Here is a 15,240-nt window from a genome sequence, read left to right on the forward strand (position 1 = left end):
ATCTTTAATGTGTATGAAGGATTTACAAAACAACGCTATTACAGTATTAAACAATAACTGGAAAGATAAATTTAGCATTCCATGCGCAAAGCTTTACCCTTTTCAATGGTTCTGGGATTCAGGATTAATCGCAATTGGTTTCGCTCATTTTGACATGCCTAAAGCCGAAAAAGAAATAGAAACACTGCTTGATGCACAATGGAGTAATGGTTTTATTCCTCATATTATTTTTCATACCGAAACTGACACCTATTTTCCTGGACCTGATTTTCATCGTTCAGATTTACATCCAGAATCTTCCAAAAAATATAAATCTACAGGTATGACACAACCTCCTGTTACTGGTTTTGTTTTAGAAGATTTATACCGTATTAGCAAGGATAGAGACGCTACTTTAAAATTTATAGAGTCCGTAATTGATAAAGTGTATAAAAATCACGAATATTTTTACAACCAACGTGATCCTCAAGATGAAGGTTTAGTTTACATATACCATAACTGGGAATCAGGTACAGACAACTCTCCTATTTGGGATGATATTTGGGACACTATGAATCCTCCTGAATATACTTTTGAAAGACGTGACACAACACATGTTGATGCTGCACAAAGACCTTCTAAAAGAGAATACGATCATTATTTACACATTATTGAAATTGCCAAACAAAACAATTACAATGATCAAAAAATAGCAGAGCTTTCTCCCTTTTTAGTTCAAGATCCATTATTTAACGCAGTACTTTTAAAATCTAATCAAAGTCTAATAGATTTATATCGTATTATAGGAAATAAAAACAATAACGATAAGATACACCAACTTCAAAAATGGCAAGACAAAGGGACTAAATCATTTAATAATAAACTCTATGATGAAGAACTAGGTGTTTATGTACATTACGATTTAAGAAACGAAAAATTATTAAAACACATATCTTCCTCTTCTTTTGCACCACTTTTTGCTAATCTACCAAGTGAGACTAGAGCAGAAAAAATGGTAGATATAATGATGGAAAAATTTGGTAACCCAGATCAATATCTGTGTGCATCATTTGATCCAACTAGTGATAGATTTAATCCTAAAAAATATTGGAGAGGTCCAGTTTGGGTGAATTTAAATTGGATGTTATATTATGGGTTAAAACAATATGGTTTTTATGACATCGCCAAAAGAATGAAACAGGATACCATTGAGATTATTGATAACAATGGGTTTTACGAGTATTTTGATTCTAGAAAACAAGAACATAAAAATGGTAACGCAGGTTATGGAGGTCATAATTTTTCATGGAGTGCTGCATTATTTATAGATTTATTAAATGAATAAATAACCCACTAGCTTTAACCACATGAATTATATAGACTACATCATCATCATATTATATTTAATCGGATTTTTAGGGATAGGGTATTTCTTTAAAGAAAATAAAAACTCTAAAGATTACTTCCTTGGTGGTCAATCAATGGGATGGTTCCCGTTAAGTTTATCAACTATGGCAACCCAATTATCGGCTATTAGCTTTATATCTGCACCAGCATTTGTTGGTTTAAAAGAAGGTGGTGGATTGCAATGGTTAACCTATGAGTTTGGTGTACCTTTAGCTATGGCGTTTTTACTAATTGCCATAATACCTACCTTATATAATTCTGGTATTGTTAGTGTTTATGAATATCTAGAGCGTCGTTTTGATGCCTCTTCAAGGCTACTTATTAGTTTTGTTTTTCAAATTAGTCGCTCTGTAGCAACAGGTGTTATGGTATATACTATGGCACTTATTTTACAAGCTACCATTGGTATAGAGTTTTGGATTTCGATATTAATTATTGGTGTTATAACTATGGTATACTCCTTTCAAGGTGGAATGAAGGCTGTAATTTGGGGAGACGTCATACAAATGTGTATTCTCTTTTTTGGTATAATTATTTGCTTATTTTATGGTTTAAGCGAGCTAGGTGGTTATGATAATTTTATAAATCTTGTTGATAAAGACAGATTAACTGCAGTAGATTTTTCTAAATGGGGATTTAATAATGCCGATAAAAATGACGAATTTGGTTTTTGGCCAATGGTAATTGGAGGTTTCTTTTTGTATGCTTCCTATTATGGTACAGATCAAACACAATCACAAAGACTACTATCTGCAAAAGGATTACCTACCATAAAAAAATTATTACTAGCTAATGGATTGTTTAGATTCCCAATTACATTAACCTATTGTATAATGGGATTAATTTTAGGAACATTATTATTACAAGACGCTAGTTTTCAAGAGTTATTAAATACAGTTTACCAATCCAATATTACAAGTTTAGAAGGTAAAAAAGCCGACTTAATGGTACCTGTTTTTATAATTAAATACTTACCAAATGGTGTAATCGGTATTTTAATAGTTGCAATAATGTCTGCTGCAATGTCCTCTTTAAGCAGCACAGTAAATTCATTATCTGCAGTAACCTTAGAAGACTTTATAAAACGATTTAATCCTGATATGCCAGACAAAAAATACGTACAATACTCACGTTTATTATCTGTATTCTGGGGATTAGTATGTTTGTTTTTTGCGTTTTTCGCCGGAAGTATAGAAGGAACTGTTATTGAGGTTATTAACAAAATAAGTTCTATTTTTTATGGTCCCATTTTAGCTGCTTTTATATTAGCTATTCTAACTAAAAAAACCCACGCTTTAGGTGCTAATATTGGTATCGTTATAGGTGTGTTATTTAATATGTATTTATGGCTATATGTACCAAGTATATTTTGGTTTTGGTGGAATGCAATAGGTTGTTTAGTGACTGTTATAATAGCCTTAATTGTAAGCTATGTTATTAAAAAAGAAACCAAACCAGGTTTAGATATTGAAGTCTATAAAGCAGGTAAAAAAGAAGTCATTATACTATTATCATACTTTGTTTTAATTGTGCTGTTTGCAATTTTTATTAGTGAAATTTTAAATTAAAAGTTAACATGAAAATAGTAATTGCTCCAGATAAGTTTAAAAATTCACTAACCAGTTTAGAGTTTTGTAATATCGTTGAAAAACAGCTTAAAAAAGAGTTGCCTTATGCCAATATCGTAAAACTACCATTAGCAGATGGTGGTGATGGTACCATTGACATTGTCAAACATTATTTAGATGGAGAAACTATCAAGACTACAGTGTGTAACCCTTTATTTACAGCAATTGAGGCCAGCTATATTTATGCACCAAAATATGAAACTGCATTTATAGAAATGGCAGAAGCCTCAGGTTTAAAGCTTTTAAAACCAGAGCAATTAGACTGTAAAATAACTTCAACATTTGGAACCGGCCAGCTTATTTTGGACGCTTTAAACAAAGGTGCAAAAAAAATAATACTTGGTATTGGTGGAAGTGCTACAAACGATTGTGGTATTGGCATGGCAACTGCATTAGGATACCGTTTTTTGGATAAAAAAGGTGAAATAGTAAACCCTATTGGCAAAAACCTGTCATCTATAAAATCCATTGACGTTAGTCAAGCAAATCCACAAATTTTTTCAACAGATTTTAAAATAGCTTGTGACGTTACTAATCCATTATATGGTAAAAAAGGTGCTGCTTACGTTTATGCTGCCCAAAAAGGAGCTAATCATCAAGATATTTTATTACTTAATAAAGGACTTAAAGATTTTTCAAAATTAATCAGTCAAATCTTTAAAATAGATCCACAGTCAATACCTGGTTCTGGAGCTGCAGGAGGCATGGGAATAGCTTCTAAAATATTTTTAAACGGAACGCTTGAAAGCGGAAATAAATTAATTAAACAGTTATCAAATTTTGATAATCAAATTTCAAATGCAGACTGGATTATTACTGGAGAAGGCAAATTGGATAATCAAACGTTATCCGGAAAAACTATTCAAGGTGTTTTAGATACCTCAACTAAAAATAATATTAATGTAGCAGTCTTTTGTGGTGCGATTGACATTAACGAAAAAGCACTAAAAAACATGGGAATTAATTATGCTTCACAAATAATAAACGAAGCAAAAAACTTAGATGATGCCATGCAAAACACTAACATACATCTTAAAACTATGACTAAAAAATTTATTGGTCATATCAAACAACTTAAATAAAATGAAATTATATCCCTTAACTTTCAATCCAGTTTTTAGCTACCGTATTTGGGGAGGAAACAAATTAAAATCGGTATTAAATAAGAGTTACTCCCAAGACAACATAGGCGAATCTTGGGAGATTTCTGATGTTGAGGATAACCAAACCATTGTAAATAATGGTAATTTAAAAGGGAATACGCTAAAAGATTTAATTAAGACATTTAAAGGTAATTTTCTGGGACATAAAGTATATCAAACATTTGGCAACAACTTTCCGTTGCTAATAAAATTTATTGATGCCAAAACACCTTTATCCATACAAGTACATCCTAGTAATCAGTTAGCTAAAAAAAGACATAATTCATTTGGTAAAAATGAAATGTGGTACGTAATGCAAGCTGAAAATGAAGCCGAATTAATTGTAGGTTTTAATCAAAAAATTAGTAAAGAAGACTACGTAAACCACCTTAAAAACAACACCTTAAAAGATATTTTAAATATTGAAACAGTAACATCTGGAGACACCTTTTATATTCCTACTGGACGTGTACATGCTATTGGAGCAGGTGTTTTACTTGCCGAAATCCAACAAACCTCAAATATTACTTATCGTATTTATGATTATGATAGGGTTGACAAAAAAACAGGACAAAAAAGAGAGCTACACACCAATCTAGCTTTAGACGCTATAAACTACGATTTTTACAAAAAATATAAAACGGATTACAATCAGGTATTAAACACACCAAATCAATTGGTAAATTCCGAGTATTTTAAAACTAATATAATCGAATTAAACACCAAGTTAACAAGGGATGTTACAGCAATAGATTCGTTTATAATTTATATATGTGTTCTGGGAGAGGTTATAATTAACACGCCTGACGACGCTACTAATTACAGCTTAAAAATGGGACAAACTATTATTATTCCTGCTTGTATTAATCTAATAACAATTCATGCAAATTCTGCTAAACTAATTGAAGTCTATTTGTAACATCTAGCAAAAAAAAACCCAATCTGAAAAGATTGGGATTTTTAATTAATTCTTTTTATAAGGTAATCCATCATGTTTCCATTTAGAGAAACCACCTTGCATATCGTATATTTTTTTAAATCCTAAGTCTATCATTTTTTCGGCACACTTAGCACTTCTACCGCCTTTTTGACAATACAATAGCACAGGTTTTTCCCTATCTAAGGTTTTAATATCATCCTCAAATGTAGGCGACATAAAATCTATATTCTGTGCTGATGCAATAAATCCAGAATTGTATTCCGCTGGTGTCCTAACATCTATAAACTGAACATTATCAAGAGTCAATAGTGTTTGCATTTCCTCTGGAGAGACAACCTTTATTTCACCTTCAACATTTTTTTCACAACTCAGTGCAACAAAAACTAAACACAAACTTAATACTAATGCTATTTTTTTCATACCTTTTTTATTATTCAACTGGTCCTGACCACTCACTAAATCCTCCTAGAAGATTGTAAGTAGTATCAAAGCCTAATTGATTCATTATTGCGCATGCTTGGGCACTTCTTCCACCTGATCTACAATACACGTAAAAATTCTTAGATTTATCTAACTCCTCGACAGCATAAATAAATCCCTGTCCTTTATAAATGTCAATATGTATTGCATTAGGTATTTTTCCTTCTGCAACCTCTTCATCTGTTCTTACATCAAGGATGACTGCGTTATCGTCTTTTTCTAATTGGTTTACCCAATCCGATTGAATTAAATCTGCCATAATATTTATACAATTAATTTTAGCACAAAATTAACACATATATAGTATATAGACGTAAAAAAATCCGAAATGTTACATCTCGGATTTTTATTTATTATAATTGATAGTTTTTTTTAAACTTTAATAGAACAACCTATAGCTTTAGTTTCGTTAATTTTTACTTCTTTATTATTTAATAGGGCATCAACCGCATCTTCTACATACTTAGTTTTTACAGCATTTGCATCTTGATAATTATCATCAATTGCACCAATATATTTAACTACATTTCCTTTTTGTTCTTTTTGCAAAACATACACATGTGGTGTTTTTGTTGCTCCATATTGCGGATAAATGTCCTGACCAGCATCCATCAAATAAGGAAAAGTAAATCCCTTTTCCTTAGCTCTAGTTTTCATAGCTTCCATATTATCTCCTGGTTTAACGGTTGTATTATTAGGCATAATGGCAATTACTGGATAACCTACATCTGCATACTTTTTATTTAAACCTTGCACTCTATCCTCATAAGCTACTGCGTAGGGACAAGTATTGCAGGTAAATACAACTATAAATCCTTTAGCATCTTCAAAATCTGACAAAGACACCACATTACCATCAATATTTTCAAGTTCAAAATCCGTTGCTACATCACCTATTTTATATCCTGAATCAGCACTATTAGTCTTTGTTGTAAAAGCACTAACCGTTATTATAACGACCAACACTAAGGTTAATTTAAAAATTTTTTTCATAATTTATTGTTTTAAAAATTGTTTTAATTCTGTTTCTAACGCTATATAATCAAATGATTGTTCATAAAAAACTGTCTTTTGGGTATTGTAAATTAATGTTGCAGGAATTGCTCCTGACCAATTTTTATCTACTTTAGGTATCCATGTATTAGCATCAACATCGTTTAAAACTATAACCTCACTTTTTAATTTATTTTTCAATAAAAAAGGTTTTAATTTACTTTCAATCTGCTTTGGAAAATCTAAACTCACCAAAATAACTTCTACCTTTTTGTCTGCATACGTTGTATTTAATTGTTCAAAATAAGGTAATTCTTTAACGCATGGTGCACACCAGGTCGCCCAAAAATTTATCACATAAGTTTTACTCTTATCCTTAGCAGCAAGGTATTGTTCTAAACCGTCAAAATCGACAATTTTTAAATCTTGCTTTAAATAAGGTGCGTCTACTATTTTTATTTGATTACTATTCAATATACTAATATACTGGTTTCCAAAAGCAAAAAAAGTAAAGGTCAATATTAAAAATAAGTGTTTCATAAAGTAAATTTAATATTTATTGTTTTCATCTTTTCAGTTTTAACAAATAATTAAAGGGGAAAATAATTTGTAAACTAACTTTTGATTTATATCTTTGAACTTTATAATAAACATGAACACAATTTTAAATCATACTTGGTGGTGGAATAATCGAAATCAAACTTCGTGAACTAACGCTATACGTATTATTTAAGTAACTATACAAAAAAGGCTTGTCATTCACGACAAGCCTTTTTTTTATTTCTGAACTTGTTTCAGAAAACACAAACAAAATTAATAATATCTCTAATAATGGAGATACTGAAATAAATTCAGCATAATAAAAATGAAAACATTCAGTTTATACACACATTACAAAAAAATATTAGCAGACACCATTACTCCTGTTAGTATCTATTTAAAAATTAGAGATAAATATCCTAATAGTATTTTGTTAGAAAGTAGCGATTATCACGCTAATGACAATAGTTTTTCTTATATATGCTTTAACCCAATCGCCTCAATTAAAGTTGACGATAAAGCAATTACACAAACATTTCCTGATGGTAGTGAAATGAAAAACAAGGTGCGTAATGTAACCGAGATGATACATAAGTTTACCAAACGCTTTAAAGTAAAATCGGACGAGGATTTTAAGTTTATCAACAACGGAATATTTGGCTACACAGCTTATGATGCTGTTAAACACTTTGAAGATGTAGAGATTTCTAAAAAACCAGATTCTTTAGAGATTCCTGACGTTTACTATGCAGTTTACCAAAATATAATTGCTATAAACCACTTTAAAAACGAAGCCTATATTTTTGCACATTGTTTTGAAACAGAAAACAATATAGACGAAGTTTTACAACTAATAAGCTCTAAAAACTTTGCGACTTATAAGTTTACAACAAACTCTGATATACAATCAAATTTAACGGATGACGAGTATAAAGACCAGGTCCTATTGGCCAAAAAACATTGTGCTAGAGGTGATGTGTTCCAGTTAGTATTATCTAAAAAATTCTCGCAAGGTTTTAAAGGTGATGAGTTTAATGTCTATCGTGCCTTGCGCAGCATAAACCCATCGCCTTACCTATTTTACTTTGACTATGGTGACTTCAAGATTTTTGGAAGCTCACCAGAAGCACAATTAGTCGTTAATAACGGTCAAGCCGAAATACATCCAATTGCCGGAACATTTAAAAGGACTGGAAATGATGAGGAAGACCAAAAGCTAGCTAAACAACTAGCCGAAGATGATAAGGAAAATGCAGAACATGTCATGTTGGTTGACCTTGCCAGAAATGATTTAAGCAGACATGGTAGCGAAGTCAAAGTTGTAACCTATAGGGAAGCACAATTCTTTTCTCATGTTATTCACTTAGTTAGTAAGGTAACCGGAAAAGTACACGAAAATACACCAACAATGCAGGTAGTAGCAGACACCTTTCCTGCAGGAACATTAAGTGGTGCTCCAAAACACAAAGCCATGCAACTTATTGAAAAATATGAAAAAACTAGCAGAGCCTTCTATGGTGGAGCAATTGGTTTTATGGATTTTGATGGCAATTATAATCACGCAATTATGATTAGGACATTTATGAGTAAAAACCATCATTTACATTGGCAAGCTGGAGCAGGTCTAGTCTCTAGATCTAACCCAGAAAGCGAGTTACAAGAAGTATATAACAAATTAGGAGCATTAACAAATGCTATAGAATTAGCCAAAGAGATATGAGAGTTTTAGTAATAGATAATTACGATAGTTTTACTTATAACTTAGTTCACTATTTAGAAGACTTAGATTGTGAAGTTACTGTAAAAAGAAATGACAAATTAACCTTGGACGAAGTCGAAGCTTTTGATAAAATTGTACTTTCTCCAGGTCCAGGAATTCCTGACGAAGCTGGTTTACTTAAAGCAATAATTAAAACTTATGCACCTACTAAAAGTATTCTAGGCGTATGTTTAGGTCAACAAGCTATTGGAGAAGTTTTTGGTGGTAGTTTAATTAATTTAGACAATGTATATCATGGTGTATCAACAAATGTAGATATTGTGGTTGACGATGAGGTACTGTTTAAAAACATGAACAAAACTATTGAAGTCGGACGTTACCATTCGTGGGTTGTAGACCCTAATTTACCTGAGGTTTTAGAAGCAACATCCTTTGACCAAAATGGACAAGTCATGTCGTTAAGACACAAATTTTACGACGTAAGAGGTGTGCAATACCATCCAGAAAGCGTACTAACACCAAACGGAAAACAAATTTTAGAAAACTGGATTAAGAGTTAATATGAAACAAATACTAAACAGACTAATTAATCAAGAAAGCATCACTGCAGAAGAAGCTAAATACCTTTTAGTCAACATATCTGAAGGCGCATATAATCAAAGTCAGGTAGCCTCTTTCTTAACGGTTTATATGATGCGAAGTATAACTCTAGAAGAGCTTCAAGGGTTTAGAGATGCATTGTTAGAATTATGTATTCATGTAAACTTATCAGAATTTGATCCAATCGATTTATGCGGAACTGGAGGTGACGGAAAAGACACTTTTAATATTTCAACCTTGGCATCATTTGTAACTGCTGGAGCTGGAGTTAATGTGGCAAAACATGGTAACTATGGTGTGTCATCAGCTTCTGGATCTTCCAATGTCATGGAAGCTTTAGGCATTCATTTTTCTAACAAAACAGATTTTTTAAAATACGCCTTAGAAAAAGCAGGAATCTGTGTTTTACACGCACCTCTGTTTCATCCTGCAATGAAAAACGTTGCTCCTATTAGAAAAGAATTGGGTGTAAAAACATTTTTTAATATGCTTGGACCAATGGTAAATCCAGCATTTCCAAACAATCAAATGGTAGGTGTATTTAGCTTAGAGCTACAACGCATATATGGTTACTTATACCAAAATACAGATAAAAATTATAGCATCGTACACGCATTAGATGGATATGATGAAATTTCATTAACTGGAAATACAAAGATAATTTCCAATACAGCTGAAACGATATTAAACCCTTGCGATTTGGGTCTTAAACAACTTGAACAATCCGAACTATTTGGTGGAAACACAGTTAAAGAAGCTGCCAAAATTTTCAAAAACATTATAAATGGTAAAGGAACAGACGCGCAAAACAATGTGGTTTGTGCTAATGCAGGTTTAGCAATTGCAACAGCCAAACAAATATCACATTTAGAAGGTTTTGAACTTGCAAAAGAAAGTTTGGAAAGCGGACGTGCAAAAACGAGTTTAGAAAAATTAATCGAATTAAGTAAGTAATGGATATTTTAACTAAAATAGTTAACGACAAACGTATTGAAGTTAACTTACGCAAGCAATTAATCCCAATCAAGCAATTAGAACACTCCATTTTGTTTGAACGCAAGACTGCTTCACTAGCCGAAAAATTAAAAAATAGCACGACAGGTATCATTGCAGAACATAAAAGACGTTCGCCTTCAAAACAAGTAATCAATCACGATTTAAATGTCTTTGATGTTGCTAAAGGGTATCAAGATGCTGGTGTTTGCGGTATGTCTGTTTTAACCGATGGAAAATATTTTGGAGGAAGTTTAGACGATTTACTAACTGCAAGAGCAAGTTGCAATTTACCTTTATTAAGAAAAGAGTTTATAATAGATCCGTACCAAATTATTGAAGCTAAAGCTTATGGTGCTGATGTTATTTTACTAATTGCAGCAATCTTAACCAGAGAAGAAATTAAAACTTATTCAGAATTAGCTAAAAGTTTAAATCTTGATGTGCTTTTAGAAGTGCATAACCAAGACGAATTACATAAATCTATTATGCCAAGTTTAGATATGCTGGGTGTAAACAACCGTAATTTAAAAACCTTTGAGGTTAGTTTAGATACTAGCAAACAATTAAGTAATTTAATCCCTGACGATTTTGTAAAAGTATCGGAAAGCGGAATAAGCAATATAGAAGCCATAAAAACACTACAACCATTTGGTTATAAAGGGTTTTTAATTGGCGAAAAATTTATGAAAACGGACAATGCTGGTTTAAGTGCCAAACAATTTATCAAAACATTAAACAACTAAGACTATGAAACTAAAAGTATGCGGAATGAAAAATGAAAACAACATCTTAGATGTTGCAGATCTTAATCCAAATTATATGGGTTTCATTTTTTACGAAAAATCATCTCGTTATTTCAACGGAGTCATTCCAGAATTACCAGAAAGCATCAAAAAAATTGGTGTGTTTGTAAATGCAACTTTCGAATATATAAAAGGAAAAGTGGATAAACACAACTTACAAGGTGTGCAATTACACGGTCAAGAAACACCAGAATTGTGTCAACGTTTAAAAGATTTGGACATTGCTGTGATTAAAGTGTTTTCTATAAAAAACCAATTCGACTTCTCTGTTTTAGAACCGTATGAGGACGTTTGCGATAATTATTTATTTGACACAAAAGGAAAAGAACCTGGAGGTAATGGTTACACATTTAACTGGAATGTTTTAAAAAGCTACCCATCCTCTAAACCTTACTTTTTAAGTGGTGGTATTGGATTAAACGAAATAGATGCTATTCTTCTATTTTTAAAAAGACCAGAATCTTACTTATGTTTTGGATTTGATGTTAACAGCAAATTCGAAACTGCTGCAGGTTTAAAAGACACAACAAAATTAAACGATTTTAAACAAAAATTGATAGCACACAATTATGAGTTTTAATATTAACGACAAAGGGTATTACGGAGACTTTGGAGGCGCATATATCCCAGAAATGCTATATCCAAACGTAGAAGAGTTACGTCAAAATTATTTGAAAATAATGGCGGAACCATCTTTTAAAGAAGAGTTTGACCACTTATTAAAAGATTATGTTGGACGTCCTTCTCCACTCTATTTCGCAAAACGATTAAGCGAAAAATATAATACTAAAATCTATCTCAAACGCGAAGATTTAAACCATACAGGAGCACACAAAGTAAACAATACCATCGGTCAGATTTTAATGGCACAGCGTTTAGGCAAAACACGTATTATAGCCGAAACTGGCGCTGGACAACATGGTGTAGCAACAGCAACTGTATGTGCTTTAATGGGAATGGAGTGCATCGTGTACATGGGCGAAATTGACATTGCACGCCAAGCACCAAACGTAGCAAGAATGAAAATGTTAGGCGCAGAAGTACGCCCAGCATTATCAGGAAGTCGCACCTTAAAAGATGCCACTAACGAGGCCATTAGAGATTGGATTAACAATCCTGTGGATACACATTACATTATTGGAAGTGTTGTCGGACCACACCCTTATCCAGATATGGTAGCCCGTTTTCAAGCAGTCGTATCAGAAGAAATCAAATGGCAATTAAAAGACAAAGAAGGTCGTGAAAAACCAGACCATGTTATAGCCTGTGTTGGAGGTGGTAGTAATGCAGCAGGAGCTTTTTATCACTATTTAGACGATACAGATGTTAACCTTATAGCTGTTGAAGCTGCCGGAAAAGGGATTCATTCTGGAGAGAGCGCAGCAACATCAGTATTAGGAAAAGAAGGTATTATTCATGGAAGTAAAACTCTATTAATGCAAACGCAAGATGGGCAGATAACAGAACCTTATTCTATCTCAGCAGGATTAGATTATCCAGGTGTTGGACCAATGCACGCTAATTTGTATACTACTGGTCGTGCCGAGTTTATCTCAATTACCGATGATCAAGCCATGAAAGCTGGATTAGAATTAAGTCAATTAGAAGGGATTATTCCGGCTATCGAAAGCTCCCATGCATTTGCTGTTTTCGAAGACAAAAAGTTTAACCCAGAAGACATCGTCGTGATTAATTTATCAGGTCGTGGTGATAAAGATTTACAAAATTATATCGACTATTTTAAACTGTAATATTTGGGCGTTACCACAAGGGTCAGGCTTTCAAGTCTCGCGAAATCAATATTTTAAAATAATAATCTTTGAGTAATCCTTAACGCTGTATAGCTATACAGTTAGTAATTAGTAAAAATGATGAAAATCTGAAACAAGTTCAGATTGACATAACGATATAACGACTTATCGATGCACAGAAATAACGAAATAAGGACATAATCATATATCTACGTACTAACGTAAATCACAACCACAACGTCATGCTGAACTTGTTTCAGTATCACACAAGACAAAGAAAAACAGTAAACCAGTTTCAGTATCACATAAAAATGAAAACAAGCTATACTTACATATTAACAAATAAGTACAGAACAACATTTTATATTGGTGTAACGTCAAACTTAAACAAAAGAACCACTGAACATCAAAACGGAATTGGCTCTGAGTTTACAAAAAAATATGATTTGAAAGATTTGATTTATTTCGAAGAATTTACTGATATTAATCAAGCTATAGCAAGAGAAAAGCAAATTAAAAATTGGAAAAAGGAATGGAAACTAAATTTAATTAAAGAAAAAAATCCAATACTTGAAACACTAAAAATAATGTGAATCTGAAACAAGTTCAGATTGACGAAACGTAATAACAAATTAAGTCACAACCGCAACGTCATGCTGAACTCGTTTCAGTATCACACAAGAGAATAAAACACAACAAAAGGTCATACTGAACTAACTTCAGTATCCCTAAACAAAAAATAAATTCATTTAAAAATGAACAGAATAAATCAAAAACTGAAAGAAGATAAAAAGCTATTAAGCATATACTTCTCGGCAGGTTACCCAACACTTAACGACACCGTTTCAATAATACAAAACCTAGAAAAAAACGGAGTTGACATGATTGAAATTGGGCTTCCATTTAGTGACCCCTTAGCAGATGGGCCAACAATACAGGCTAGCTCTACGCAAGCATTAAAAAACGGAATGACAACAGAGACGTTATTTACCCAACTAAAAAACATTAGAAAAACAGTCTCAATACCATTAATAATTATGGGTTATTTTAACCCTATGTTACAATATGGTGTTGAGGCGTTTTGTAAAAAATGTCAAGACATCGGAATAGATGGTTTAATTATTCCTGATTTACCAGTAGATGTTTACAACGACCAATACAAAGTTACATTTGAAAAATATGGTTTAATAAATGTCTTTTTAATCACACCACAAACTAGCGTAGAGCGTATTAACTTTATTGACTCTATATCTAATGGCTTTATTTACATGGTAAGTAGCGCAAGTGTAACAGGAGGTAATTCTGGTTTTGGAACAGAACAGACAGAGTACTTTAAACGTATTGCAGACATGAAACTTAATAACCCTCAAATAGTAGGTTTTGGTATTTCGGACAATACAACATTTACGCAAGCCACAACATATGCCAAAGGAGCAATTATCGGAAGTGCTTTTATAAAACACTTAACCAAACACGGTAATACTAAAATTGACACTTTTACAAATTCAATTTTAAAATAAAAATCAAGTATGGCTGCAATTACGTTTAGAGAAGCAACTTTGGAAGACAAACCAAAATTATTACAATTTGAACAACAATTAATTGCCTATGAGCGTCCATTTGATTCCATTTTAAAAGAAGATTGCGTGTATTATGACTTAGATTATTTAATTAAATCTAATGACGCTAAATTAATTGTTGCTACATTAAACAAACATTTAATAGCTTGTGGATACGCCAAAATTATAAAAGCAAAACCGTATCATACCATCGACAGATATACTTATATGGGTTTTATGTATGTAGCTCCAGAATTTAGAGGTCAAGGTGTCATTCAAAATATAATCGAGCAATTAAAACAATGGTCAGTTAGTTTAAATATTTTTGAAACTAGACTAGAAGTTTATAGTGATAACGAATCTGCAATAAAAGCGTATCATAAAAAAGGGTTTAAAAACAGAATGTTTGAAATGAAAATGGATCTTAAATAAACCTTTTAAGATAGTTTAACACTTACTGACAAGACTTTAACTAAGCCTTGTGAGAAAACAACTTAAGTTAATAGTATCTTTACTATGAACCAAAAAAACAATAAATTATGGGAATGATAAAAGATAGAAAGAAATTTGAAACTAAGGTTAGACAAACAAATCCTACAAATCCAACTGCAAATACAAAGTTGGAAACTAATGATTTTGATATCGATAAGTCGACAATTAAAAAACAGCAAAATAAAACAAATAGCTAATCCAAATTAGCCT

General features: G+C 32.1%; 18 protein-coding genes. 14 read left to right on the plus strand and 4 right to left on the minus strand.

The window, feature by feature from the left end; translation table 11 throughout:
- Positions 1 to 13: 13 nt before the first annotated feature.
- Genes WNY60_RS10920 through WNY60_RS10935 form a run of 4 tightly spaced genes read left to right on the plus strand, consistent with a single transcriptional unit; the run spans position 14 to position 5,075 of the window.
- Complete coding sequence (locus tag WNY60_RS10920) at positions 14 to 1,324, plus strand: trehalase family glycosidase (protein WP_342862390.1); 1,311 nt, start codon at positions 14 to 16, stop codon at positions 1,322 to 1,324.
- A 22-nt stretch (positions 1,325 to 1,346) separates the two neighbouring features.
- Positions 1,347 to 2,954 carry a sodium:solute symporter gene (locus tag WNY60_RS10925; protein WP_339808389.1) on the plus strand — a complete coding sequence of 536 codons (1,608 nt, stop codon included), beginning with the start codon at positions 1,347 to 1,349 and terminating at the stop codon, positions 2,952 to 2,954.
- Positions 2,955 to 2,962: 8 nt separating this feature from the next.
- A complete protein-coding gene (locus tag WNY60_RS10930; RefSeq protein ID WP_145002704.1) occupies positions 2,963 to 4,096 on the plus strand; it encodes a glycerate kinase in 1,134 nt (377 codons plus the stop codon).
- A 1-nt stretch (position 4,097) separates the two neighbouring features.
- The gene (locus tag WNY60_RS10935) at positions 4,098 to 5,075 is read left to right on the plus strand and encodes a type I phosphomannose isomerase catalytic subunit (protein WP_342862391.1); all 978 of its coding nucleotides are present in this window, start codon (positions 4,098 to 4,100) and stop codon (positions 5,073 to 5,075) included.
- Positions 5,076 to 5,120: 45 nt separating this feature from the next.
- Here the strand turns inward: WNY60_RS10935 and WNY60_RS10940 are convergent, their stop codons facing one another.
- From WNY60_RS10940 to WNY60_RS10955, 4 genes are all read right to left on the minus strand, one after another.
- The gene (locus WNY60_RS10940) at positions 5,121 to 5,516 is read right to left on the minus strand and encodes a rhodanese-like domain-containing protein (protein ID WP_145002709.1); all 396 of its coding nucleotides are present in this window, start codon (positions 5,514 to 5,516) and stop codon (positions 5,121 to 5,123) included.
- Positions 5,517 to 5,526: 10 nt separating this feature from the next.
- A complete protein-coding gene (locus WNY60_RS10945) occupies positions 5,527 to 5,835 on the minus strand; it encodes a rhodanese-like domain-containing protein (protein WP_145002711.1) in 309 nt (102 codons plus the stop codon).
- 113 nt (positions 5,836 to 5,948) lie between these two features.
- The gene (locus WNY60_RS10950) at positions 5,949 to 6,569 is read right to left on the minus strand and encodes a thioredoxin family protein (protein WP_339808387.1); all 621 of its coding nucleotides are present in this window, start codon (positions 6,567 to 6,569) and stop codon (positions 5,949 to 5,951) included.
- 3 nt (positions 6,570 to 6,572) lie between these two features.
- Positions 6,573 to 7,109 carry a TlpA disulfide reductase family protein gene (locus WNY60_RS10955; protein WP_145002717.1) on the minus strand — a complete coding sequence of 179 codons (537 nt, stop codon included), beginning with the start codon at positions 7,107 to 7,109 and terminating at the stop codon, positions 6,573 to 6,575.
- A 325-nt stretch (positions 7,110 to 7,434) separates the two neighbouring features.
- Here WNY60_RS10955 and WNY60_RS10960 point away from each other — a divergent pair, with 325 nt between their 5' ends.
- From WNY60_RS10960 to WNY60_RS11005, 10 genes are all read left to right on the plus strand, one after another.
- Positions 7,435 to 8,829: an anthranilate synthase component I family protein gene (locus WNY60_RS10960; protein WP_342862392.1), complete on the plus strand. Its 1,395-nt coding sequence runs from the start codon at positions 7,435 to 7,437 to the stop codon at positions 8,827 to 8,829.
- A complete protein-coding gene (locus tag WNY60_RS10965; RefSeq protein WP_145002723.1) occupies positions 8,826 to 9,389 on the plus strand; it encodes an aminodeoxychorismate/anthranilate synthase component II in 564 nt (187 codons plus the stop codon). Before WNY60_RS10960 ends, WNY60_RS10965 begins: the two co-directional genes overlap by 4 nt.
- A 1-nt stretch (position 9,390) precedes the next feature.
- A complete protein-coding gene (trpD, locus tag WNY60_RS10970) occupies positions 9,391 to 10,383 on the plus strand; it encodes an anthranilate phosphoribosyltransferase (protein ID WP_145002726.1) in 993 nt (330 codons plus the stop codon).
- Positions 10,383 to 11,168, plus strand: a complete 786-nt coding sequence (gene trpC / locus WNY60_RS10975; RefSeq protein ID WP_342862393.1) for an indole-3-glycerol phosphate synthase TrpC — start codon at positions 10,383 to 10,385, stop codon at positions 11,166 to 11,168. The genes trpD and trpC overlap by 1 nt, the downstream gene beginning before the upstream one ends.
- A gap of 4 nt (positions 11,169 to 11,172) precedes the next feature.
- A complete protein-coding gene (locus WNY60_RS10980; protein WP_145002732.1) occupies positions 11,173 to 11,808 on the plus strand; it encodes a phosphoribosylanthranilate isomerase in 636 nt (211 codons plus the stop codon).
- Positions 11,798 to 12,979, plus strand: coding sequence for a tryptophan synthase subunit beta (gene trpB / locus WNY60_RS10985; RefSeq protein ID WP_145002735.1), 1,182 nt, complete (start codon positions 11,798 to 11,800; stop codon positions 12,977 to 12,979). The genes WNY60_RS10980 and trpB overlap by 11 nt, the downstream gene beginning before the upstream one ends.
- Positions 12,980 to 13,290: 311 nt before the next feature.
- Positions 13,291 to 13,572, plus strand: a complete 282-nt coding sequence (locus WNY60_RS10990) for a GIY-YIG nuclease family protein (RefSeq protein WP_342862394.1) — start codon at positions 13,291 to 13,293, stop codon at positions 13,570 to 13,572.
- A gap of 162 nt (positions 13,573 to 13,734) precedes the next feature.
- On the plus strand, positions 13,735 to 14,499 hold the full coding sequence (gene trpA, locus WNY60_RS10995; RefSeq protein WP_342862395.1) for a tryptophan synthase subunit alpha: 765 nt from the start codon (positions 13,735 to 13,737) through the stop codon (positions 14,497 to 14,499).
- A 9-nt stretch (positions 14,500 to 14,508) separates the two neighbouring features.
- Positions 14,509 to 14,970, plus strand: a complete 462-nt coding sequence (locus tag WNY60_RS11000) for a GNAT family N-acetyltransferase (RefSeq protein ID WP_342862396.1) — start codon at positions 14,509 to 14,511, stop codon at positions 14,968 to 14,970.
- A 107-nt stretch (positions 14,971 to 15,077) separates the two neighbouring features.
- The gene (locus WNY60_RS11005) at positions 15,078 to 15,227 is read left to right on the plus strand and encodes a hypothetical protein (RefSeq protein WP_186439202.1); all 150 of its coding nucleotides are present in this window, start codon (positions 15,078 to 15,080) and stop codon (positions 15,225 to 15,227) included.
- The last annotated feature ends 13 nt before the right edge of the window (positions 15,228 to 15,240 follow it).

It is taken from the genome of Olleya sp. AS48 (assembly GCF_038900355.1).
Classification (GTDB): Bacteria; Bacteroidota; Bacteroidia; order Flavobacteriales; family Flavobacteriaceae; genus Olleya.